We start from the raw sequence: 20,902 nt of genomic DNA, 5'->3' as shown, positions 1-20,902 counted from the left end.
ATGACGGGTCTGGAGCTGCGCGCGCGCCTCGTCGCCGAGGCACGCGACTGGATCGGCACGCCCTATCGCCATCGGGCCTCCTGCAAGGGCGTGGGCACGGACTGCCTCGGGCTGGTGCGCGGGGTGTGGCGCGAGGTTCTCGGCCCCGAGCCGGAGGCGCTTCCCGCCTACGCGCCCGACTGGGCCGAGGCGACGCGGGCCGAGCAGATGATGGAGGCCGGCCGGCGCCACCTGGTGCCGGTGGCGGTGGAGGCGATCGCGCCGGGCGACGTGCTGCTGTTCCGCTGGCGCGACCACCTGCCGGCGAAGCATGCCGCGATCCTGGTGACGCCCGAACGCATGGTCCACGCCCATGACGGGGCGGCGGTGGCGGAGGTGTTCCTCGCCCCCTGGTGGCGTCGGCGGCTCGCCTTCGCCTTCGCCTTTCCCGGGACCTGATCCCCGGGGCGATCCAACCCGCCTCGGCGCATGAACGGAAAACACGATGGCCACTCTTCTTCTCGGCGCGGCGGGGGCCGCGGTCGGCGGGGCGCTGCTCGGCCCGATCGGGGCCGTGGCGGGACGCGCCATCGGCGCGCTCGGCGGCGCCGCGCTCGACAACATGCTGTTCACGCGCGGGCGGCGCATCGAGGGTCCGCGCCTCGACGATATCGGCACCATGACCTCGACCGAGGGCGCGCCGATCCCACGCCTCTACGGCCGCGCGCGGCTGTCCGGGCAGGTGATCTGGGCGGCGCCGGTGGAGGAGGTGGTGTCGACGCAGGTGCAGTCCGGCGGCAAGGGCGGCACCAGCTTCGGCCCCAGCACCACCACGACGACCTACGCCTATTTCGCCAGCTTCGCGGTCGGCCTGTGCGAGGGGCCGGTGAACCGGATCGCGCGCATCTGGGCCGACGGGCAGCTTCTCGACACGCAGGGCCTGACGCTGAGGGTCCACACCGGCGGCGAGGGCCAGCTTCCCGACCCGCTGATCGAGGCGATCGAAGGCACGCCGCCGGCCTATCGCGGGCTCGCCTATCTGGTGTTCGAGCGCCTGGCGCTGGGCGATTTCGGCAACCGCCTGCCGCAGATCACGGTCGAGGTGGAGCGCGCGGTGGGCGAGCTGGAGAAGCGCATCACCGCGATGACGCTGATCCCCGGCGCCACCGAGTTCGGCTACGACACGCGCGAGATCCGCCGCGTCGAGCGCCCCGGCGTCTACGAGCCGGAGAACCGCCACACCACGCTCGCCGACACCGATTTCGAGGCCGCGCTCGACCATCTGCTGGCGCTGTGCCCGAACCTCAGGCGGGTGGCGCTTGTGGTGTCGTGGTTCGGCGACGACCTGCGGGCCGGCCAGTGCCGGGTGCGCCCGGGCGTCGAGCGGCGCGACAAGCCGGCCAGTGCCACCGACGAGGTGAAATGGAAGGTGGCGGGCGAGATCCGCGCCGGTGCCTATCTCGTGAGCCAGTATGGCGGCCACCCGGCCTATGGCGGCACGCCCTCCGACGAAAGCGTGATGCGGGCGATCCAGCGGCTGAACGCGCGCGGGCTCGCGGTCACGCTCTACCCGTTCGTGATGATGGACGTGCCGGTGGGCAACACGTTGCCGGACCCCTGGAGCGGTGCGGGGGCTCAGCCGACCTATCCCTGGCGCGGGCGCATCACCTGCGACCCGGCGCCGGGCCGGCCGGGCTCGCCGGACGCGACGGCGACGGCGGGCGCGCAGGTTGCGGCGCTGTTCGGCAGCGCGGCGGCCTCCGACTACGCGATCGCCGGCGGGCAGGTGATCTATTCCGGGCCGGAGGAATGGACGCTGCGCCGCATGGCGCTGCACTACGCCAAGCTCTCCGTGCTGGCTGGCGGGGTCGAGGCGATCCTGATCGGCTCGGAGATGGCGGCGCTGACGCGGGTGCGCTCGGCGTCGGGCGTCTATCCGGCGGTCGATGCCTATGCCGCGCTGGCGGCGCAGGTGAAGGCGGTGGTCGGGGCCGGCACCAACGTCGGCTACGCGGCCGACTGGACCGAATACACGACCCATGTGCTGGACGGCGGGGCGGAGGTGCGCTTCCCGCTCGACCCGCTCTGGGCCTCTGCCGCGATCGATTTCGTCGGCATCGACTGGTACGCGCCGGTGGCCGACTGGCGCGACGGCGACGCCCATCTCGACGCGGCGGATTTCGAGAGCGGCTACGACCGCGCCTATCTCGCCGCCAATGTGCGCGGGGGCGAGGGCTTCGACTGGTACTACCCCGACGACACGGCGCGGCTGACGCAGAGCCGGGTGCCGATCACCGACGGGGCCTATGGCGAGCCGTGGGTGTTCCGGCAGAAGGACATCGCCGCCTGGTGGGGCAGCGCGCATCACGAGCGCGCCGGCGGCGTGCGCTCGGCGACGCCGACCGCCTGGGTACCGGGTTCGAAGCCGGTGCGGCTGACCGAGTTCGGCTGCGCCGCGGTCGACAAGGGCGCCAACCGGCCGAGCGTCTTTCCCGACCCGAAGTCGGTGGAAAGCGGCCTGCCGCCCTTCTCCAACGGCCAGCGCGACGACCTGATGCAGCGCCGCCATCTCGAGGCGACGCTGGACGCCTTCGCCACCACGGCGGCCAACCCGCCGGCCGGCCTACCTTCCGGGCGCATGCTGGAGGCGGATTCGCTCTACGCCTGGACCTGGGATGCGCGGCCCTACCCGGTGTTCCCGCTGGCGCGCGAGGTGTGGGCGGACGGGGCCAACTGGGAAACCGGGCATTGGCTTTCCGGCCGGCTCGGCTCGGCGCCGTTGGCCGAGCTGTGCGCGCAGCTCGCGGCCGATTTCGGAATCGCGGGGCTAGACAGCTCGACCCTGCGCGGCGTGGTGGACGGCTATGTGGTCGACCGGCCGATGAGCGTGCGCGCGGCGCTGGAGCCGCTCGCGAGCGCCTTCGCCTTCGACCTCGTGGGCGACGGCCCGACGCTGCGGCTGGTGCCGCGCGGCGGGGCCGCGGCGGCGGTCGTCGGCGACGACGACATCGCCACCGGCGAGGACGTGCCGGCGCCGAGCTTCACCCGCACCGCCGAGAGCGAATTGCCGCGCTCGATGACGCTGAGCTTCGTCGACGGCACGGCCGACTACCGGCGCATCACCGCCGGCTCGCGCCGCCTCGCCGGGCAGGCGAGGGCCGACAGCGCGCTCGACATTGCCATGGTCGCCCCGAGCGGGCTGGCGAGCGGGCTCGCCGAAATGGCGCTGCAGGACGCCTGGGCGGGGCGCGAGAGCGTGCGCTTCGCGCTGCCGCCCTCCTTTCTCGCGCTGGAGCCCGGCGACGTGCTGCGGCTCGACCGCGACGGGCGCTCGCGGCTGCTCGAGATCACCGAGATCGAGGACCGCGAGGCCCGCCTCGTGAGCGCGCGCGGCATCGACCCGAGCGTGCTCGCGCTGGCGGTGCGCTCGTCCCGCACGGCGACCATCGCGCTGCCGGCGGCGGCGGGCCCGCCCGAGGCGCTGGTGATGGGCCTGCCGACGCTGTCCTCCTCCGACCCGGCGCCGGTGCTGGCGCATCTCGCCGCCTTCGCCGCGCCCTGGCCGGGCGCGCTGGCGGTGTGGCGAAGCCTCGACGGGGCGAGCTTCGAGCGGATCGAGACCGTCGTGGCGGCGAGCCCGATGGGAGAGACCCTGACGGAGCTGGCACCGGGGCCGAACTGGCACTGGAACCGTGGCGCCAGCCTCGATGTCGAGCTCTATGGCGGGGCGCTTGCCGCCGCCAGCGACGAGGCGGTGCTGGGCGGGGCCAACGCGCTGGTGCTGCGCGCGCCCGATGGCGGCGTCGAGATCCTGCAGTTCCAGGATGCCGAGCTGATCGGCGCCTCGCGCTGGCGGCTGAGAGGACTGCTGCGCGGCCAACTCGGCACCGAGGCGCGCTCGCGCGCATCCTGGCCGGCGGGGACGCGGCTGGTGCGGCTCGACGCCAATCTGGTGCCGGTCGCGACCGGCCTCGATCTGCTCGGGCGCAGCGTCACCTACCGCGTCGGGCGGGCCGACCGCGACCATGGCGATGCGGCGGCGAGCGAGGTCTCGGCCTCGATCGGCCCGGCGGCACTGCTGCCGCTCGCGCCGGTGCACGCCCGCGCCCGCCGCACCGAGGCCGGCATCGAGCTGAGCTGGATCCGGCGCACGCGCATCGACGGCGATTCCTGGGAACTGGTCGAGGTGCCGCTCGGCGAGGCCAGCGAAGCCTATCGGGTCGAACTGCTGAACGGGACGGACGTGGTGCGCTCCGCCACCGTCGGCGCGCCGCCGGTCGTCTATGGGGCGGCGGACGAACTGGCCGATTTCGGCGCCCCGCAGAGCTATCTCGACGTGCGCATCGCCCAGGTGTCGGCGAGCGTCGGCCCCGGCACGGCGCTGGAGACGCGCGTGCGGCTGTGACCGGCCGGCCCGCCATTCACCAACGGAGTCCTCATGAGCGAGACCACCCCCCTGCTGGCGCTGCCGCTGATCGCGGCGGCGCAGGCGCAGAAGCACGTCACCCACAACGAGGCGCTGGTGCTGCTCGACGCGGCGACCCAGCTCGCCGTCCTCGACCGCGGCCGCACCACCCCGCCCGGTGCGCCGGCGGCGGGCGACCGCCATCTGGTGGCGGCCGGGGCGGGCGGCGAATGGGCCGGCCATGACAGCGAGATCGCGCTCTATGACGCGGGCTGGCGCTTCCTCGCGCCCCGCGCGGGCTGGCGCGCCTATGTCGCTGCCGAGCGCCTGACGCTGGTCCATACCGGGACGGAGTGGTCCGACCTTCTCGCCGGCACGCCCTCGGGCGGGATGGTGACGCTGCGCGCCAGCGAGATCGAGGTCGACCTTGCCGGGTCCTCCATCTCGACGGCGCTGGTCATTCCCAACCGGACGATCTGTCTCGGCGTCGCCAGCCGCACCCTCGTCGCCGTGACCGGGGCCGGCGCCTACGACGTCGGCACCGCGGCCGAGACCTCCAAGTTCGGCGGCTCGCTCGGGGCCGCGGCCGGCTCGACCAATATCGGCGTGATCGGGCCGCAGGCCTTCTACGCCGACACCCCGGTGCGCGTGAGCGCCGTGGGCAGCGCCTTCACCGGCGGGCGGGTTCGGCTCGTCCTCACCACGCTCGCCTTCGCCATCTGAACCATCGGGAGCCTGCCATGCCCTACGATCCCGCCAGGGACCCCTGGCGCGGAAGCGCCGTCTCGCCCACCAGCCTCGGCCGTGCCGGGGCGGCGGTGACGCCGAGCGACGACGCCGACCTCGAGCGCTATGCGCGCATCCGCGTGTTCGCGCCGGCCGCGCTGGAGAGCGCCGAGGTCTCGATCCTTCCCCTGGACGCCGCCGATGGCGAGCCGCTGACCCTGCCGGTGCCGGTGGGGCTGGTGAGCGTGCTCGAATTCCTGGTGCGGCGCGTCCTCGCCACCGGCACCACGCCTGGTCTCATCATCCACACGGTGAACTGACATGACCGCGACGATTCAGATTCCGCTGCACTGGAACACCAATGCGCCCCTGCCGGAGATCCGGCTGGAGGATTACGACTTCACCGGCAAGGAGATCGAGCTCACGATCACGCCGGAATCCGGCCCGCTGGCGCCCTTCGTGCTGTCGAGCGTCGACGAGGGCGGGCTGTCGCTGCTGGAGCCGAACGGCGAGGGCGATGTCGAGGGCTGCCGGATCGACGATGTCGGCAGCTTCGTGAACGAGCTTCCGCTGGGCCAGCACACGCTGGTCGACATGTACGCCATCACCGGCGCCGAGCGCCAGAAGGTGGCGGCGGGCTCCATCACCGTCGGCGGCGCGGGCGAATATCTCGGCGCCGAGATGGCGCTGGTGCAGGTGCCCGGCATACAGGGCCCGTCCGGCTATTCGCTGCTGACCGGCGACGGCGCACCGGATGCGGGCACCGGCGAGAGCGGCGACCGCTACATCGACAACCTGACCCTCGACCTCTGGGGCCCGAAGTCCGAAGGCGGCTGGGGCGGCGCGCCGGCCGGTTCCTGGCTCGGCCCGCTGGTGACGGCCGCCACGCCCGCCTACGCGATCGGCGACGACATCACCTTCGACCACGTGACCCATGCCGGGGTCGGCGCTGTGAGCGTCGCCGGCGAGGTGGAGATCACCCTGCCGAACGACACCCCGGCCGGCTATGGCGGCGTCGCCTTCTCGCCGGAGGGCTCGACGATCCAGCTCGTCGCCGCCTCGGGTGCCAGCCTCGCCCATCCCTACGACCACAGCCGCAGCCTCGAGAAGGGGCTGATCGTCTGGCACTGCGTCGCCAATGCCGACGATGCGAGCGCGGTGTGGGCCATTTCCGGAGCGACCCAGTCATGAGTTTCGGTCTCGGAATTTCCCTCGCGTCGGTGGCGAGCCGGGCGGCCGCCATCCTCACGCCCTTCGACTACTACGTCGACCCGGTGAACGGGTCGGCGCTCAACTCCGGCCGGACACCGGGCGCGGCCAAGGCGGCCTGGGGCGACGTGCCGGTGGAAGCGGGCATGCGCATCGGCTTCGTCCGGGGCGAGACGCTCTACAGCAACATGCTGCGCGAGAGCCTTTTGCTGACCGCCAACGTCCACATCGGCGCCTATGGGGCGGGCTACAGGCCGATCGTCGCCAGGTCGGTGCGCCATACGTCGGGCTGGGCCAACAGCTCGGGCACGGTCTACGCGAAGGACATCGGCTACGCCGCGCAGAACGTGTTCGTCCTCTCGGGCGGCGACACCGTCACCAAGCTGATCGTCAACACCAGCACGCCGACTACCCCCGGTGCCGGCGGCTTCGGGGTGAGCGGCACCAGCGTCTATATCGACGTCGGCGCCGACCCGGCCGGGATGCTGATCGAGATTCCCGCCAGCGGGACCGACGACAACATCCAGTTCAACACCGGCTCGGACTATTCCGTGGTCGAGGGCATCGCCTCCTGGTTCGGCCCGAACAACGGGTTCGAGGCGACGGGCGGCTCGGTCGGGGTCGAGGTCAGCATGTGCGACCTCAGCTACAACTCGAATGACGGCTTCGGCGCCCATGGCACGGCCTCGATCGCCCGGATCGAGGACTGCGTCGTCCGGCGCAATGGCGGCGCGCGCACGCTTTCGGGCGGGCGCGGCGACGGCATCTCGTTCCACGACTACACGACCGGCTTCATCCGCCGCTGCGACATCCGGGACAACGAGAAGTCCGGCATCTCCAACCAGTCGAGCGCCTCGGTCGACACCGACCGCTGCTTCCTGCGCAACAATGCCCAGGAACTGTTCATCCTCTCGATCACCAACCAGGTCGGGGGCACGCACAATTTCACGTCCAACGTGATCTACGTGCCCGGCGCCGACGACCTCGCCGGCTATGCGCTGCAGGTCGGCAATGTCGGGATCGCCACGCCGGAGAACCGGCCGACCGTGAACGTTTTCAACAACACGTTCTACGGTTCGGCCATCATCTCCTCGCGCTCGGCGATCCGCTCGCTGACCGGCAACGTGACGTCCCGGAACAACATCATCACCGGGTTCTCGCGCGGCCACGACTACCGTTCGAGCGACACCACGGCGACGCTCGATAACGACCATGACTGCCTCTACAACTGCACCACGCCCTACTTCAACAACGGCACGGCGGGCGTCACCGCCGGGGCCCACGACGTGGCGGCGAACCCGCTGTTCGTGAGTGCCGGCACCGACTTCCGCCTGCAGTCCGGCTCGCCCTGTGTTACGGCCGGCGTGGCCGTGGAGGGCGTGACGGCGGACAAGGACGGCAAGCCGTTCGCCAGCCCGCCCTCGATCGGCGCCTATCAGTTCGCGGCCTGACGGGCCTTTCGTCTTTATGAAGAAGGTCGCCCCCGCCGGCGCTATTTCCAGGGCCGGGCGGCGGCGACGCGGCTGATCAGCATGCCGACGACGAACGCCGCCGCCTTTATGGCGGCGTCGTGCACCTGCGCGTGGCGCGTGGGTATCAGCTCCTGGGCCAGTTCGAGGGCGATGGCGTAGCCGAGGCCGATGGCGAGCGGCAGCAGCCACCGGCGCGGGAACAGCCATCCCATCGACACGCCCAGGAGCGCGAAGGCGAGAGCCCGTTCGACATCGGCCGACGACGACAGGTGCGGGCGGAGCCAGATCGGCACCACCGTCGCGGCGGCGATGCCCAGTGCCAGGGCAACGGTCATCAGGAGGGGTATGCGGGAGATCATTCCTTCACTCACCTTGGCGCCATGCAATGGCGGGATGCCAACCGATCAGCTGGCGCGGGCGGGGCCTTGCACGCCGCGTGCCGACGACCGGCGCGGCCGGCGGGGCGCTGCAAGGCTGGGGAGGTGGAGACACGCACGCATGCCGCCGCTTCAGCGGCTCCCGGTCCGCGCGAGCGCGCTGGGGAGGTGATGGACGAACTCCGCCGCCGACCCGGAGACGACGGCGCGGCCCACGATACTGACCGCGAGCGCGGTCGTTGGATATTCGGCGTCTTTCCTGGTCATCGGCGCCTGACGGTTCGACGACGAGGCCGTCGGCCCCGGGGACAGCGGTGCGCCGGCAGGTCGGGCACCCGCCGGCGCCGGCCATTAGATCACATCGAACCGACCGATCAAACGACGGCCGCCCGCGGGCGGCCCTTTCATTTCCGTTCCCCGCAACCGGAGACTGCCATGACCGCGTCGAGCTTCGACGAGGCGCTCAAGCGCGTGCTCGTCCATGAAGGTGGCTATGCCGACCTGCCCGCCGACCCCGGCGGGGCGACGATGAAGGGGATCACCCAGCGCGTCTATGACGGCTGGCGCCGGCGCCGGGGACTGGCGGCGCGCAGCGTGCGCCGGATCGGCGAGGACGAGGTCACCTCGATCTACCGGGCGCAGTACTGGGACGCGATCCGCGGCGACGACCTGCCGGCGGGCGTCGATTACTGCGTGTTCGACGCCGCGGTGAACTCGGGTCCCGCGCAGGCCGCGAAATGGCTGCAGCGCGCGGTCGGTGCGGCGGCCGACGGCATCGTCGGCGAGGCGACGCTGTCCGCGGTGCGGGCGGCCGAGCCCGTCGAGACCGTCGACGCGGTGTGCGACCGCCGCCTCGCCATGCTGCGCGGACTGAAGACCTTCCGCACCTTCGGCGCCGGCTGGACCCGGCGCGTCGCCGAGGTGCGCGAGACCGCCGCCGGGATGGCGCGGGGTTCTGCCGGACGGCTGCAACCTCCCGCCGTCGTCTCGGATCCTTCGACGGCGCCCAAGGCGCGCCCCTCGGACCTGCGGCTCGGCCGGACGCGCGAGGGCGCGGGCGGCCTGATCGCGGGCACCGGCGGGCTGGCGGCGATTGTCGCCGAACAGGCCGACCGGCTGGCCCCGCTCGCGGGATTCGCCGAGCCCCTGAAATGGACCTTCGCCGCGCTGATGCTGGCCGGCGTGGCGCTGACGCTGCACGCCGCGATGGCGCGCATCCGGGCCGGGGAGAGCCTCGCATGACGGCGCTGCTCGGCCTTCTCGCCAGCCCCGCGGCTCGGGCGGCGGGGCTGCTGCTGCTCGCGCTCGCCATGGCGGGCGGTCTCTACGCGAAAGGAAGGTCCGACGGGCGCGCCGCCTGTGTGGCCGAGGGAGAACGCGATGTGTCCGACACGATTCTGCGCGCCGATCGCGCGCGTGCTGCTGCTGAGCGGCGCGACGCTGACGATCGCCGGCTGCGCGACGACGACGCCTTCCGCCGCGACTAGGGGCGCCTGCGGCGCCTTTCGCGCCATAAGCTGGGCCAGTGCCGATACCGACGCCACGATCCGCCAGGTGAAGGCCCACAATGCGGTGGGCCGCGAACTGTGCGGCTGGCGCGGCGAGGCGCCGACCTGACATCGGCGCCCGGCGATGGCATTCTCCGCCCGCCGCGCGCGCCGCGCGGCGTTGCCGTGAGGAGCAAGAGGTTGCGCCTGCTCGTCGTCGAGGACGATCCCGACCTGAACCGCCAGATGTATGAGGCCCTTGTCGAGGCCGGCTATGTGGTCGACCGCGCCTATGATGGCGAGGAGGGCCACTATCTCGGCGATACCGAGCCCTATGACGCCGTGGTGCTCGACATCGGCCTGCCGAAGATGGACGGGCTGTCGGTGCTGGAGGCGTGGCGGCGCGGCGACCGCAAGATGCCGGTCCTGATCCTCACCGCGCGCGACCGCTGGAGCGACAAGGTGCAGGGCTTCGACGCCGGGGCCGACGACTATGTTGCCAAGCCCTTCCACATGGAGGAGGTGCTGGCCCGCATTCGTGCCCTGCTGCGCCGCTCCGCCGGCCACGCCGCCAGCGAGCTGAGCTGCGGGCCGGTGATGCTCGACACCCGCTCCGGGCGGGTGACGGTCGACGGCCGGCAGGTGAAGCTGACCTCGCACGAGCACCGCCTGCTCGCCTATCTGATGCACCATGCCGGGCGCGTGGTCTCGCGCACCGAGCTGGTCGAGCATCTCTACGATCAGGACTTCGACCGCGATTCGAACACCATCGAGGTGTTCGTCGGGCGGTTGCGCAAGAAGCTCGGCATCGAGGTGATCCAGACCGTGCGCGGGCTCGGCTACCTGCTCACGCCGCCGGAGGCGCCGCGCTGATGCGCGCCGGCTCGCTCGCCCTACGCCTCTTCATCTCGGCGACCGTGGTGAGCGCGCTGGTGCTGCTGGTCACCGGCTTCGCGCTGTCCTCCATCTATCGCGACGCGGTGGAGCGCTCCTTCGACCAGCGGCTCGACGTCTATCTGAAGACGATCGTCGCCGACGTCGCCAATGCGCCGGCCGGCACCATGCCCGAGCCGACCACGCTCGGCGATCCGCTGTTCAACTTCCCCATTTCCGGCTGGTACTGGCAGATCGCCCGCATCGACGGGCCGGCGACGCAGGTGAAGACCTCGCGCTCGCTACCCGAGGGCAAGCTGCCCATGCTGTTCAAGAGCGGCTCCAAGGCCGACCTGACCGGCATGCGCTACAGCTACGCCAAGGGCCCCGAGGAGCAGAATCTGCGCCTCGTCGAGCGCACGGTCGATCTCGGCGAGGACGGGCGCTACGCGGTCTCGGTGGCCGCCGACGCCGGCGAGATCGAGGACGAGGTGGCGGGATTCGACCGCGCGCTCGCCGCGACGCTGGCCGTGCTCGGCCTCGCCTTCCTGCTCACCCTCGTGTTCCAGGTGCTGTTCGGCCTGCGCCCGCTCAGGCGCATGCGGGTGGCGCTGCACGAGGTGCGGGTGGGGCGGGCCGACCGGATCGCCGGCGACTTTCCGGTCGAGATCGCGCCGCTGGTCGCCGAGGTGAACGGGCTGATCGAGGCCAATCGCGAGATCGTCGAGCGTGCGCGCACCCATGTCGGCAACCTCGCCCACGCACTCAAGACGCCGATCTCGGTGCTGCAGAACGAGGCTGCGCGGGCGGCCGTCGCCGGCGACCCGCTGGCCGCCAAGGTGGCCGAACAGGCCGAGATGATGAAGGGGCAGGTCGCCCACCATCTCGAGCGCGCGCGCATGGCCGCCCGTGCCTCGGTGGTCTCGACGGTCGAGGATGTCGGGCCGGTGGTCGAGAAACTGGCGGGCACGCTCGCCAAGGTCTACCGGTCGAAGGGGGTGGCGGTGGAGGCCGAGGTCGCGCCGCGCGTGCGCTTCCGCGGCGAGCGCCAGGACCTCGAGGAGATCCTCGGCAACCTGGTCGACAATGGCTGCAAGTGGGCCCGCTCGCTGGTGGAGATCGCGGTGGTGCCGGTGCCCGGCGTGGCCGGCCGGCGCGACTTCTTCGAGATCGTCATCGACGATGACGGGCCGGGCCTGACCGCCGAGCAGCAGGCCGAGGCGCTCAAGCGCGGCAAGCGGCTCGACGAGACCAAGCCGGGCTCGGGGCTCGGCCTTTCCATCGTCTCCGAGCTGGTATCCCTCTATGGCGGGCGGCTCGACTTCGCCCGCTCGCCCATCGGCGGGCTGCGCTGCACGGTGCGCCTGCCGGCCGCGTGAACCGGGTGACGGAGCCCCGGTTTCGCCCTATTCCTACCGCTTCGTGCCACGCACGTTTCGTGACCGAGCTGGAGGAAACAGTTTCATGCGCGCTTACCACCTTGTCGCCGTCGGCCTCATCGGCGGGCTTCTCGCCGGCTGCTCCCCCCAGGACAACCCGAATACGGTCGGGGGCGCGGCGGTCGGCGCGCTGGCGGGCGGCGTCATCGGCCAGATCGCAGGTGGCAATACCGGTGCGACGCTGGCGGGTGCGGCGATCGGCGGGCTGGTCGGCACCGCTATCGGCAGCGCGCTCGACGATCAGGACCGCCAGCGCGCGCAGGCTGCGCAGGCGCAGGCGCTCGAATATGGCTCGCCTGGCGCGCCGGTGAGCTGGCGCGGCGACAGCGGCGCCTACGGCACCATCGTCCCCGGTCCCACCTATGCGCGTGGCGGCTCGCCCCGGTGCCGCGAATTCACCCACACCATCTACGTCGACGGCCAGCCGCAGACCGCGCGCGGCACCGCCTGCCGCAACCCGGACGGCACCTGGTCGCCGGTTGCCGGCTGACGCGGGGCCGATTCGCATCACGCTCGCGTGAGACGGCGCCGCAGTTCCGCCCCTTGGGCGAGGCTGCGGCGATCCGACTGAGGGTGATACGGATTGGCGGCGCCGTGCCGGTCGGCTAACTCAGCGCATTAGAGGAAGACTAATGTTGCTGTGGATCGCCTTCTCGCTCATGACCGGCGCCGCCATCCTGGCGGTGCTGTGGCCGTTGCGTACGGGTGCCGGCGCCGCGCCCGAGGCCGCGAGCGCAGCCGAGGCGGACCTTGCCGTCTATCGCGACCAGCTTGCCGAGATCGAGCGCGACCGCACCGCCGGGCTGATCGGCGAAGGCGAGGGCGAGGCCGCCCGCGCCGAGGTGGCGCGCCGCATCCTGCGTGCCTCCGCGGAAGTGCACGCGACGCGGGCCGCCTCCGCCGGCAATGTCGGCCGCCGGCGGGCCGCGGCGCTGATCGCGCTCGTCGGCGTGCCGGTGCTGGCGGGCACGCTCTACATCCTGCTCGGCTCGCCCCAGCTTTCCCCCCAGCCGCTTGCGGCACGACTCAATGCGCGGCCCGAGGAGGCCGACGTCGCGGTGCTGATCCGCAAGGTTGAGGAGCATCTCGAGGCCAATCCCGACGACGGGCGCGGCTATGAGGTGATCGCGCCGATCTACCTGCGGATCGGGCGCACCTCCGACGCCGTGCGCACCTGGTCCAACGCGATCCGCCTGCTCGGCTCCAGTCCGTCGCGGCAGAGCGGGCTCGGCGAGGCGATGGTCGCCGACGCCGACGGCGTGGTGACGGCGGAAGCCTCCGCCGCCTTCCAGCAGGCGCTGGCGCAGGACCCGAAGGACCCCAAGGCACGTTATTTCCTCGGCCTCGCCGCCGAGCAGGACGGCAAGACCGCCGAGGCCGCCGCCTACTGGAGCGCGCTGGCCGCCGATTCGCCGGTCGGCGCGCCCTGGCTTCCGCTGGTCCATGCCGCGCTGGCCCGGGTCGGCGCCGCCGCGCCGGCGCCGCAGACCGCGCAGGTGCCGGGCCCCGGCGCCGCGGACGTTGCGGCGGCCGAGGACATGACCCCCGAACAGCGCAGCCAGATGATCCGCGGTATGGTCGAGCGCCTTTCCGCGCGGCTCGCCGAGGATGGCGACGACCTCGAGGGCTGGCTGCGGCTCATGCGCGCCTGGACCGTGCTCGGCGACGCCGACAAGGCGAAGGCCGCCGCCACCGACGCGCGCGGCCATTTCGGCAAGGACGACGCCGCGCTCGCCCGCATCGACGCGCTGGCGCGCGAACTCGGCCTCGGGAGCTGACGAATGACCCGCAAACGACGGCGCCTGCTGCTCATCTTCTCCGCCCTCGGCGTGCTTGGCGTCGCCGCCGGGCTGGTGCTGTTCGCGCTCAACGACACGATCGTGTTCTTCCGTACGCCGAGCGAGCTCGCCGCCGAGCACGCCGTGCCCGGCACGCGGCTGAGGCTGGGCGGGCTGGTGAAGGACGACAGCGTCGTCAAGCAGGACAACGCGCATGTGCGCTTCGTCGTCACCGACGGAGGCGGGGAGATCGCGGTGAACTATGCCGGGCTGCTGCCCGACCTGTTCCGGGAGGGGCAGGGCGTGATCGCCGAGGGCACGCTGGAGCCGGACGGCAGCTTCCGCGCCGACACCGTGCTCGCCAAGCATGACGAGAAGTACATGCCCAAGGAGGTGGCGGACGCGCTGAAGAAGCAGGGCGTCTGGAAGGAAGGCGAGGCGACGCGATGAATCCCGAGATCGGCCATTACGCCCTCGTCCTCGCCCTCGCGGTGGCGATCCTGCAGACCACCATCCCTGTCTGGGGCGCACGCGCGGGCGACGCGGCGCTGATGCGGGTGGGAACGGCACTGGCGATCGTGCTGTTCGGCTTCATCAGCCTGTCCTTCGCCACGCTGGTCTCGGCCTATGTGCAGTCCGACTTCTCGGTGCTGAACGTGGTCGAGAACTCGCACTCGATGAAGCCGCTGCTGTTCAAGATCACCGGCGTGTGGGGCAACCATGAGGGCTCGATGCTGCTCTGGGTGCTGGTGCTGTCGCTGTTCGGGGCGCTGGTGGCGCTGTTCGGCTCCAACCTGCCGGCGACGCTGAAGGCCAACGTGCTGGGCGTGCAGGGTTCGATCGCCACCGCCTTCCTGCTCTTCATCCTGCTCACCTCGAACCCGTTCATCCGGGTGGTGCCGGCGCCGGCCGAGGGGCAGGACCTCAACCCGGTGCTGCAGGACATCGGCCTCGCCATCCACCCGCCGCTGCTCTATCTCGGCTATGTCGGCTTCTCCATCACCTTCGCCTTCGCCGTCGCGGCGCTGATCGACGGGCGCATCGACGCCGCCTGGGCGCGCTGGGTGCGGCCGTGGGCGCTGGCCGCCTGGGCGTTCCTCACCGTCGGCATCGCCATGGGCTCCTACTGGGCCTATTACGAGCTTGGCTGGGGCGGCTGGTGGTTCTGGGACCCGGTCGAGAACGCCTCGCTGATGCCGTGGTTCGCCGGCACGGCGCTGATCCATTCCGCCGTGGTGATGGAAAAGCGCGACGCGCTCAAGGTCTGGACCATCCTGCTCGCCATCCTCGCCTTCTCGCTGTCGCTGCTCGGCACCTTCCTGGTGCGCTCCGGCGTGCTGACCTCGGTGCATGCCTTCGCCACCGATCCTTCGCGCGGCGTGTTCATCCTCGGCATCCTGATCTTCTTCATCGGCGGCTCGCTGGCGATCTACGCGCTGCGCGCGCCGACACTGCGGCAGGGCGGCATCTTCGCGCCGGTCTCGCGCGAGGGCGCGCTGGTGCTGAACAACCTGCTGCTCACCGCGGCGGCGGCGGCGGTGTTCGTCGGCACGCTCTACCCGCTCGCGCTCGAGGCCTATAACGGCGCCAAGATCACCGTCGGCCCACCCTATTTCAACCTGACCGTCGGCGCGCTGATGGCGCCCGTCGTCTTCGCCATGCCCTTCGGCCCGCTGCTGGCCTGGAAGCGCGGCGACCTTCTGGGCGCGGCGCAGCGGCTGATGGCGGCCTTCGGCGCGGCCATCCTCGCCGCCTTGGCTGCGGTCTATGTGCAGGGCGGGGGCCCCGTGCTCGCGCCGGTCGGGATGGGACTGGCGGTCTTCATCGTCATCGGCGCCTGCGTCGACCTCGCCGAGCGCGCCGGCTTCGGCCGGGTGCCGGCGGCGACCGCCTTGGCGCGCTTTCGCGGCCTGCCGCGCGCGACCTTCGGCGCGGCGCTGGCCCATGCCGGCGTCGGCATCTGCCTGATGGGGATCATCGCCGAGACCAGCTGGAACGCCGAGCGCATCATCGGCGCGAAGATCGGCCAGAGCTTCGAGGTCGGGCGCTACGAGCTCACCCTCGACCGGCTGGAGCCGCGCCAGGGCCCGAACTACCGGGCGCTCGTCGGCGTCTTTTCCGTGCGCCGGGGCGGGGCGGACATGGGCACCATCGAATCCTCCAAGCGCCTGTTCACCGCCCGCAGCATGTCGACCACCGAATCGGGAATCCGAACCTACGGTCTCAGCCAGCTCTATGTGAGCCTCGGCGACGAACTGCCGGGTGGGGCGATCGGCGTGCGCGCCTACTGGAAGCCGCTGGTCACGCTGATCTGGCTCGGCGCGCTGATCATGGCGCTTGGCGGCGTGCTCTCGCTCTCCGACCGGCGCCTGCGCGTCGGAGCGCCGCGACCGGCGAAGAAGCCGAAGCCGGCCGCGGTGCCGGCGGAATGAGGATGAAGCGCTTTCGCGCCCTTGCCTGCGCGGCGCTGCTGCTGCTCGCCGGCGTCGGCCCCGTCTTCGCGGTGCGGCCCGACGAGATGCTGCCCGACCCGGCGCAGGAGGCCCGCGCGCGCACGCTCTCCAAGGAGCTGCGCTGCATGGTCTGCCAGAACCAGTCGATCGACGATTCGGACGCGCCGCTGGCCCGCGACCTGCGCCTGCTTGTGCGCGAGCGCATCAAGGCCGGCGACAGCGACGACCAGGTACTGGGCTTCCTGGTCTCGCGCTATGGCGAGTTCGTGCTGATGCGTCCGACCTGGCACGGAACCAACTGGATTCTGTGGCTGTCGCCCTTCCTGGTGCTGGCGGTGGGCGGGGTGGGGCTCGTCTTCGCCTATCGCCGCCGTCGCGCGCCCGCTGCGGCCGCCCCGCTCAGCGCCGACGAGGAACGCCGGTTGCACGAGCTTCTCGACGGCCCGGAGCCGCGGGACGGGGCCGGTCGCAACGTTACAAATGTTTAAGCTGCCCGCCAGCCTGCGTTAAGGAGACCGACACTAGGGTCCTCATCAAGCCTCCCCGGTCGGGGAGTGAAACGACCGTCGAACGAGGACCGACCCATGTCGCGCAACGCGCTTCCCGAGACTTCCACGAAGACCTCCTCCACCCTGCGCCGCAGCCGCACGCGTCTGCTCGCCGGCGTGTTCACCCTCGCGCTTGCCGGCGGTGCCGTCGGCGCCTTCGTGCTGCCGGAGACGGTGACGCCGGCCTTCGCCCAGCTTTCCACCAACCAGCCGGCCAGCACCTTCTCCTTCGCCGATATCGTCGAGAAGGTCTCCCCCGCCGTGGTGAGCGTGAAGGTCAAGAAGGACGCCGAAGAAGACGTCGCCATGGGCGACGACGGCGACATGGGCCAGGTGCCTCCCCAGATCCAGCGCTTCATGCGCCGCTTCGGTCTGGGCCAGGGTCAGGGCCGCGGCGACATGTCCCCCCGTCACGGCCACGGCCGCGTCGTCGGCCAGGGCTCGGGCTTCTTCATCTCCAATGACGGCTACATCGTCACCAACAACCACGTCGTCGAGGGCGCGTCGGAAGTCGACGTCACCCTGACCAACGGCAAGAGCTACACCGCCAAGGTGATCGGCACCGACCCGCGCACCGACGTCGCGCTGATCAAGGTCGACGGCCGCAGCGACTTCCCGTGGGTGAAGCTCTCCGAGAAGGCGCCGCGCGTCGGCGACTGGGTGGTCGCGGTCGGCAACCCGTTCGGCCTCGGCGGCACCGTCACGGCGGGCATCGTCTCGGCGCGCGGCCGCGATATCGGCTCGGGCCCGTATGACGACTTCCTGCAGATCGACGCCCCGATCAACCGCGGCAATTCCGGCGGCCCGACCTTCAGCCTCGACGGCGACGTGATCGGCATGAACACCGCCATCGTCTCCCCCTCGGGCGGCAATGTCGGCATCGCCTTCGCGATCCCCTCGGAGACCATCTCGCAGGTGGTCGACGCGCTCAAGAGCGGTGGCCAGGTCGCCCGCGGCTATGTCGGCGTGCAGATCCAGCCGGTCAGCGACGAAGTGGCCGAGGCGCTCGAGCTCAAGGACACGCAGGGCGCCCTGATCGCCCAGGTCCAGCCCGGCACCCCGGGTGAGAAGGCCGGCCTTAAGCCCGGCGACATCGTGACCGCGATCGGCGATCAGCAGGTCAAGGACGCGCGCGAGATGTCCCGCGAGGTGGCGAGCCACAAGCCCGGCAGCACCATCAAGCTGAGCGTGCTGCGCGACGGCAAGCCGATGACCCTGTCGGTGACGCTGGAGCAGCTTCCCGACCAAGTCGCCTCGGCCAACAATCCGGACGCCGAGAGCGGCACCCATGAGGTGCCCCGCCTCGGCCTGTCGCTGGCGCCCGCCAAGGGTGTCGCCGGCGCCGGCGACCAGGGCGTCGTGATCACCCAGGTCGACCCGGACGGCCCGGCCGCCGAGAAGGGCCTGCGCGAGGGTGACGTCATCCTCGACGTCGCTGGCAAGCCGGTCATGTCCCCGAACGACGTGCGCGACGGTCTCGCCGCGGCCGCCAAGGAAAACCGCAAGGCCGTGCTGATGCGCGTGAAGAGCGACCGCGGCACCCGCTTCGTCGCGATCTCGCTCGACAAGAGCAACGGCTGACGATCGGTTCCGGCTGCGGCCCGTTCCGTCGCCCCCTGGGCAACAGCCGGTTCGGTGGCGCGGGGAGTCCGAAAGGGCTTCCCGCGTCGACCTGCTTCCCCATCCGGAGACGCCGGGCGCGCAAGCAATGGCAGGCCCCGCATCTCCCGATATTGATCCTGCCTCTTCGTAAATGACGACTATTTTCAAATAAAATGCCCTGTTCGGGCCCGACGACACGTCTTTTGTTTGTTTATTTCTTGAATGAAAGATCGTGAATGCGCCGCTCATTTCTTTCGGTCATCGGCGACGTTCGACGTATTCGCGAAGAGCAGCACTCCGTTTGCGAAGGTGTCAATATGGTGTTCCCTTCCGATCCCGGTCGCGTAGAGTCCGATACGATTCTACGAGAGGAAATCGACACTACAGCCATGCGCCTGCTCGTCGTCGAAGATGATCGCGATGCCGCCGACTATCTGCGCAAGGCGCTCCGTGAGGCCGGCCATGTCGTCGATCTCGCCGCCGATGGCGAGGAGGGTCTCGCCTTCGCCCGCGAGGGCGGCTACGACGTGCTCGTCGTCGACCGCATGCTGCCGCGCCGCGACGGCCTCTCCCTCATCGCCGAGCTGCGTGCGCGCGGCGACCAGACGCCGGCGCTGATCCTTTCCGCTCTCGGCCAGGTGGACGACCGCGTCACCGGCCTGCGCGCCGGCGGCGACGACTATCTGCCCAAGCCCTATTCCTTCTCCGAGCTGCTGGCCCGGGTCGAGGTGCTGGCACGCCGCGGCGCGCCGCAGGCGGCGGACACCGTGTACCGGGTCGCCGACCTCGAGCTCGACCGCCTTGCCCATCGCTGCACCCGCGCGGGGCAGGAGATCCCGCTCCAGCCGCGCGAGTTCCGCCTGCTCGAATATCTCATGCGCCATGCCGGGCAGGTGGTGACCCGCACCATGTTGCTGGAGAATGTGTGGGACTACCATTTCGACCCGCAGACCAACGTGATCGACGTGCACGTCTCGCGGCTGCGCTCGAAGATCGACAAGGGGTTCGACCCGCCGCTGCTCCAGACGGTGCGCGGCGCCGGATACATCATCCGTGACGTCGCTCGGTAGGCTGATCCGCACCACCGCGTTCAAGCTGATCGCGGCCTATCTCCTGGTGTTCGCGGTCTTCGCCGGCTCGGTCATCGCCTATCTCGGCTGGCACACCCAGCGCCTCGTCACCCGGCAGGCGATCGAGGCGATCGACGCCGACGCGCGCTACATGCAGGCCCAGTTCGAGCGCGGCGGCATCAGCCGGCTGGTGCAGGTGGTGAACCGCCGCGCCCGCGCGCCCGATGCCGGGCTGCTGCTGGTGACCAGCTTCAGCGGCGACCCGCTGGCCGGCAACGTGCTCAACCTGCCGCTCCCGGTGCTGAGCGAGCCCGGCTGGAGCGAGATCAGCTATGTGCGCTCGGAGGAGGCGCAGGCGCCGCCGAGCCGGGCGCTGGTCAACGTCATCTATCTCCCCGGCGAGTTCCGGCTGCTGATCGGGCGCGACATCGTCGAGCGCGAAGAGCTGCGCAAGATCATCATCGGCCCGGCGGTGTGGGGGCTCGTGCTGCTGGTGGTGCTGGGATTCGCGGGCGGGCTGTTCGTCACCCGCCGCGTGCTGAAGCGCATCGACCAGATGACCGCCGTGTCCGAGAGCATCATGGCGGGCGACCTGTCGGGGCGCCTCGCCGTCGCCGGCACCGGCGACGAGTTCGACCGCCTCGCGCTGAGCCTCAACGCCATGCTGGAGCGCATCGAGACGCTGATGGCGGGGCTGAAGGAGGTTTCCGACAACATCGCCCACGACCTCAAGACGCCGCTGACGCGCCTGCGCAACCGCGCCGAGGACGCGCTGCGCACCGCGCAGGCGGATGAGGACTGGCGCGCGGCGATGGAGCGCACGATCGATGAATCGGACGGTCTGATCCGCACCTTCGACGCGCTGCTGATGATCGCCCGCGCCGAGGCGGGGCAGGCGAGCGCGGCCATGGTGCAGCTCGACGTCGCCGAGACGGTGGCGGGCGTCGCCGAGCTCTACGAGCCGCTCGCCGACGAGGTCGGGCTCGACCTCGAGCTGCACGTCGAGGGCCCGCTGCCGGTGAGGGGCGTGCGTGAATTGCTGGCGCAGGCGTTTTCCAACCTGATCGACAACGCGATCAAGTACTCCGCTCCGGACGCGCCGGGCACGCGCCGGCGGGTCCGGCTCGCCGCCGAGAAGGTCGAGGGCCGCGCGCGGGTGACGATCGCCGACGAGGGCGCGGGCATACCGGAGGCGGAGCGGCCGAGGGTGGTGGAGCGCTTCGTGCGGCTGGAGGCGAGCCGCACCCGGCCCGGCTCCGGGCTCGGCCTGTCGCTGGTCGCGGCGGTGGTGCACCTGCATGGCGGCACGCTGAAGCTGGAGGACAACGAGCCGGGCCTGCGGATCGTCGTCGAGCTGCCGCTCGATGCCGAGGGCGCTGACGAGCCGCCGGCTAGCTCTTTGTGAACGAAACCCACCTAGACTGCGTTTGATCCGAGCGAAGCGGGGTAAGGATGGCGCTGGCGCGCACGAGAAAGGCGGCGAT

General features: G+C 71.2%; 19 protein-coding genes. 18 read left to right on the top strand and 1 reads right to left on the bottom strand.

The features are described from left to right. The 6 genes from NVS89_RS03635 to NVS89_RS03610 are packed head-to-tail and all read left to right on the top strand — an operon-like array spanning window position 1 to window position 7,770. Window positions 1–438 carry an NlpC/P60 family protein gene (locus NVS89_RS03635; RefSeq protein ID WP_258731125.1) on the top strand — a complete coding sequence of 146 codons (438 nt, stop codon included), beginning with the start codon at window positions 1–3 and terminating at the stop codon, window positions 436–438. Window positions 439–484: 46 nt separating this feature from the next. Further along, complete coding sequence (locus NVS89_RS03630; protein WP_258731124.1) at window positions 485–4,384, top strand: baseplate multidomain protein megatron; 3,900 nt, start codon at window positions 485–487, stop codon at window positions 4,382–4,384. A gap of 33 nt (window positions 4,385–4,417) precedes the next feature. After that, window positions 4,418–5,107 carry a DUF2793 domain-containing protein gene (locus tag NVS89_RS03625; RefSeq protein WP_258731123.1) on the top strand — a complete coding sequence of 230 codons (690 nt, stop codon included), beginning with the start codon at window positions 4,418–4,420 and terminating at the stop codon, window positions 5,105–5,107. A gap of 17 nt (window positions 5,108–5,124) precedes the next feature. Continuing rightward, window positions 5,125–5,430 carry a spike base protein, RCAP_Rcc01079 family gene (locus NVS89_RS03620; protein WP_258731122.1) on the top strand — a complete coding sequence of 102 codons (306 nt, stop codon included), beginning with the start codon at window positions 5,125–5,127 and terminating at the stop codon, window positions 5,428–5,430. 1 nt (window position 5,431) lies between these two features. Next, on the top strand, window positions 5,432–6,301 hold the full coding sequence (locus tag NVS89_RS03615) for a hypothetical protein (RefSeq protein ID WP_258731121.1): 870 nt from the start codon (window positions 5,432–5,434) through the stop codon (window positions 6,299–6,301). After that, window positions 6,298–7,770, top strand: a complete 1,473-nt coding sequence (locus NVS89_RS03610; RefSeq protein WP_258731120.1) for a DUF5123 domain-containing protein — start codon at window positions 6,298–6,300, stop codon at window positions 7,768–7,770. Before NVS89_RS03615 ends, NVS89_RS03610 begins: the two co-directional genes overlap by 4 nt. Window positions 7,771–7,811: 41 nt before the next feature. Here NVS89_RS03610 and NVS89_RS03605 read toward each other — a convergent pair whose 3' ends face one another. Continuing rightward, complete coding sequence (locus tag NVS89_RS03605) at window positions 7,812–8,126, bottom strand: VanZ family protein (RefSeq protein WP_258731119.1); 315 nt, start codon at window positions 8,124–8,126, stop codon at window positions 7,812–7,814. 477 nt (window positions 8,127–8,603) lie between these two features. Here NVS89_RS03605 and NVS89_RS03600 point away from each other — a divergent pair, with 477 nt between their 5' ends. From NVS89_RS03600 to NVS89_RS03545, 12 genes are all read left to right on the top strand, one after another. Beyond that, a complete protein-coding gene (locus tag NVS89_RS03600) occupies window positions 8,604–9,410 on the top strand; it encodes a glycoside hydrolase family 108 protein (RefSeq protein WP_258731118.1) in 807 nt (268 codons plus the stop codon). Between the two features lie 138 nt (window positions 9,411–9,548). Further along, the gene (locus NVS89_RS03595) at window positions 9,549–9,785 is read left to right on the top strand and encodes a hypothetical protein (protein WP_258731117.1); all 237 of its coding nucleotides are present in this window, start codon (window positions 9,549–9,551) and stop codon (window positions 9,783–9,785) included. Window positions 9,786–9,856: 71 nt separating this feature from the next. After that, entirely contained in the window at window positions 9,857–10,528 is a 672-nt protein-coding gene (locus NVS89_RS03590) for a response regulator transcription factor (RefSeq protein WP_258731115.1), read from the top strand. Beyond that, window positions 10,528–11,907, top strand: a complete 1,380-nt coding sequence (locus NVS89_RS03585; RefSeq protein ID WP_258731114.1) for an ATP-binding protein — start codon at window positions 10,528–10,530, stop codon at window positions 11,905–11,907. Before NVS89_RS03590 ends, NVS89_RS03585 begins: the two co-directional genes overlap by 1 nt. An 85-nt stretch (window positions 11,908–11,992) precedes the next feature. Beyond that, window positions 11,993–12,457 (top strand): RT0821/Lpp0805 family surface protein, encoded by a 465-nt coding sequence (locus tag NVS89_RS03580; RefSeq protein ID WP_258731113.1) that lies wholly within the window; start codon window positions 11,993–11,995, stop codon window positions 12,455–12,457. Window positions 12,458–12,599: 142 nt separating this feature from the next. Continuing rightward, window positions 12,600–13,745, top strand: a complete 1,146-nt coding sequence (gene ccmI, locus NVS89_RS03575) for a c-type cytochrome biogenesis protein CcmI (protein ID WP_258731111.1) — start codon at window positions 12,600–12,602, stop codon at window positions 13,743–13,745. A 3-nt stretch (window positions 13,746–13,748) separates the two neighbouring features. Beyond that, window positions 13,749–14,195 carry a cytochrome c maturation protein CcmE gene (gene ccmE / locus NVS89_RS03570; RefSeq protein WP_258731110.1) on the top strand — a complete coding sequence of 149 codons (447 nt, stop codon included), beginning with the start codon at window positions 13,749–13,751 and terminating at the stop codon, window positions 14,193–14,195. Then, window positions 14,192–16,177: a heme lyase CcmF/NrfE family subunit gene (locus NVS89_RS03565; protein ID WP_258731109.1), complete on the top strand. Its 1,986-nt coding sequence runs from the start codon at window positions 14,192–14,194 to the stop codon at window positions 16,175–16,177. The genes ccmE and NVS89_RS03565 overlap by 4 nt, the downstream gene beginning before the upstream one ends. 2 nt (window positions 16,178–16,179) lie before the next feature. Further along, entirely contained in the window at window positions 16,180–16,686 is a 507-nt protein-coding gene (locus NVS89_RS03560) for a cytochrome c-type biogenesis protein (RefSeq protein ID WP_258731108.1), read from the top strand. Between the two features lie 96 nt (window positions 16,687–16,782). Next, complete coding sequence (locus tag NVS89_RS03555; protein WP_258731107.1) at window positions 16,783–18,327, top strand: Do family serine endopeptidase; 1,545 nt, start codon at window positions 16,783–16,785, stop codon at window positions 18,325–18,327. Between the two features lie 410 nt (window positions 18,328–18,737). Next, window positions 18,738–19,418 carry a response regulator transcription factor gene (locus NVS89_RS03550; RefSeq protein ID WP_258731106.1) on the top strand — a complete coding sequence of 227 codons (681 nt, stop codon included), beginning with the start codon at window positions 18,738–18,740 and terminating at the stop codon, window positions 19,416–19,418. Beyond that, a complete protein-coding gene (locus tag NVS89_RS03545; protein WP_258731105.1) occupies window positions 19,402–20,823 on the top strand; it encodes a HAMP domain-containing sensor histidine kinase in 1,422 nt (473 codons plus the stop codon). Before NVS89_RS03550 ends, NVS89_RS03545 begins: the two co-directional genes overlap by 17 nt. The last annotated feature ends 79 nt before the right edge of the window (window positions 20,824–20,902 follow it).

Origin of the sequence: Ancylobacter mangrovi (assembly GCF_024752355.1) — a bacterium.
GTDB lineage: Bacteria > Pseudomonadota > Alphaproteobacteria > Rhizobiales > Xanthobacteraceae > Ancylobacter > Ancylobacter mangrovi.
This window is presented reverse-complemented; position numbering and strand designations above follow the sequence as displayed.

Bases quoted from the DNA above. Each gene is read 5' to 3' on its own strand.
- NVS89_RS03635 (WP_258731125.1), top strand. From the start codon at position 1: ATGACGGGTCTGGAGCTGCGCGCGCGCCTCGTCGCCGAGGCACGCGAC.
- NVS89_RS03630 (WP_258731124.1), top strand. From the start codon at position 485: ATGGCCACTCTTCTTCTCGGCGCGGCGGGGGCCGCGGTCGGCGGGGCG.
- NVS89_RS03625 (WP_258731123.1), top strand. From the start codon at position 4,418: ATGAGCGAGACCACCCCCCTGCTGGCGCTGCCGCTGATCGCGGCGGCG.
- NVS89_RS03620 (WP_258731122.1), top strand. From the start codon at position 5,125: ATGCCCTACGATCCCGCCAGGGACCCCTGGCGCGGAAGCGCCGTCTCG.
- NVS89_RS03615 (WP_258731121.1), top strand. From the start codon at position 5,432: ATGACCGCGACGATTCAGATTCCGCTGCACTGGAACACCAATGCGCCC.
- NVS89_RS03610 (WP_258731120.1), top strand. From the start codon at position 6,298: ATGAGTTTCGGTCTCGGAATTTCCCTCGCGTCGGTGGCGAGCCGGGCG.
- NVS89_RS03605 (WP_258731119.1), bottom strand. From the start codon at position 8,126: ATGACCGTTGCCCTGGCACTGGGCATCGCCGCCGCGACGGTGGTGCCG.
- NVS89_RS03600 (WP_258731118.1), top strand. From the start codon at position 8,604: ATGACCGCGTCGAGCTTCGACGAGGCGCTCAAGCGCGTGCTCGTCCAT.
- NVS89_RS03595 (WP_258731117.1), top strand. From the start codon at position 9,549: ATGTGTCCGACACGATTCTGCGCGCCGATCGCGCGCGTGCTGCTGCTG.
- NVS89_RS03585 (WP_258731114.1), top strand. From the start codon at position 10,528: ATGCGCGCCGGCTCGCTCGCCCTACGCCTCTTCATCTCGGCGACCGTG.
- NVS89_RS03580 (WP_258731113.1), top strand. From the start codon at position 11,993: ATGCGCGCTTACCACCTTGTCGCCGTCGGCCTCATCGGCGGGCTTCTC.
- ccmI (WP_258731111.1), top strand. From the start codon at position 12,600: ATGTTGCTGTGGATCGCCTTCTCGCTCATGACCGGCGCCGCCATCCTG.
- ccmE (WP_258731110.1), top strand. From the start codon at position 13,749: ATGACCCGCAAACGACGGCGCCTGCTGCTCATCTTCTCCGCCCTCGGC.
- NVS89_RS03565 (WP_258731109.1), top strand. From the start codon at position 14,192: ATGAATCCCGAGATCGGCCATTACGCCCTCGTCCTCGCCCTCGCGGTG.
- NVS89_RS03560 (WP_258731108.1), top strand. From the start codon at position 16,180: ATGAAGCGCTTTCGCGCCCTTGCCTGCGCGGCGCTGCTGCTGCTCGCC.
- NVS89_RS03555 (WP_258731107.1), top strand. From the start codon at position 16,783: ATGTCGCGCAACGCGCTTCCCGAGACTTCCACGAAGACCTCCTCCACC.
- NVS89_RS03550 (WP_258731106.1), top strand. From the start codon at position 18,738: ATGCGCCTGCTCGTCGTCGAAGATGATCGCGATGCCGCCGACTATCTG.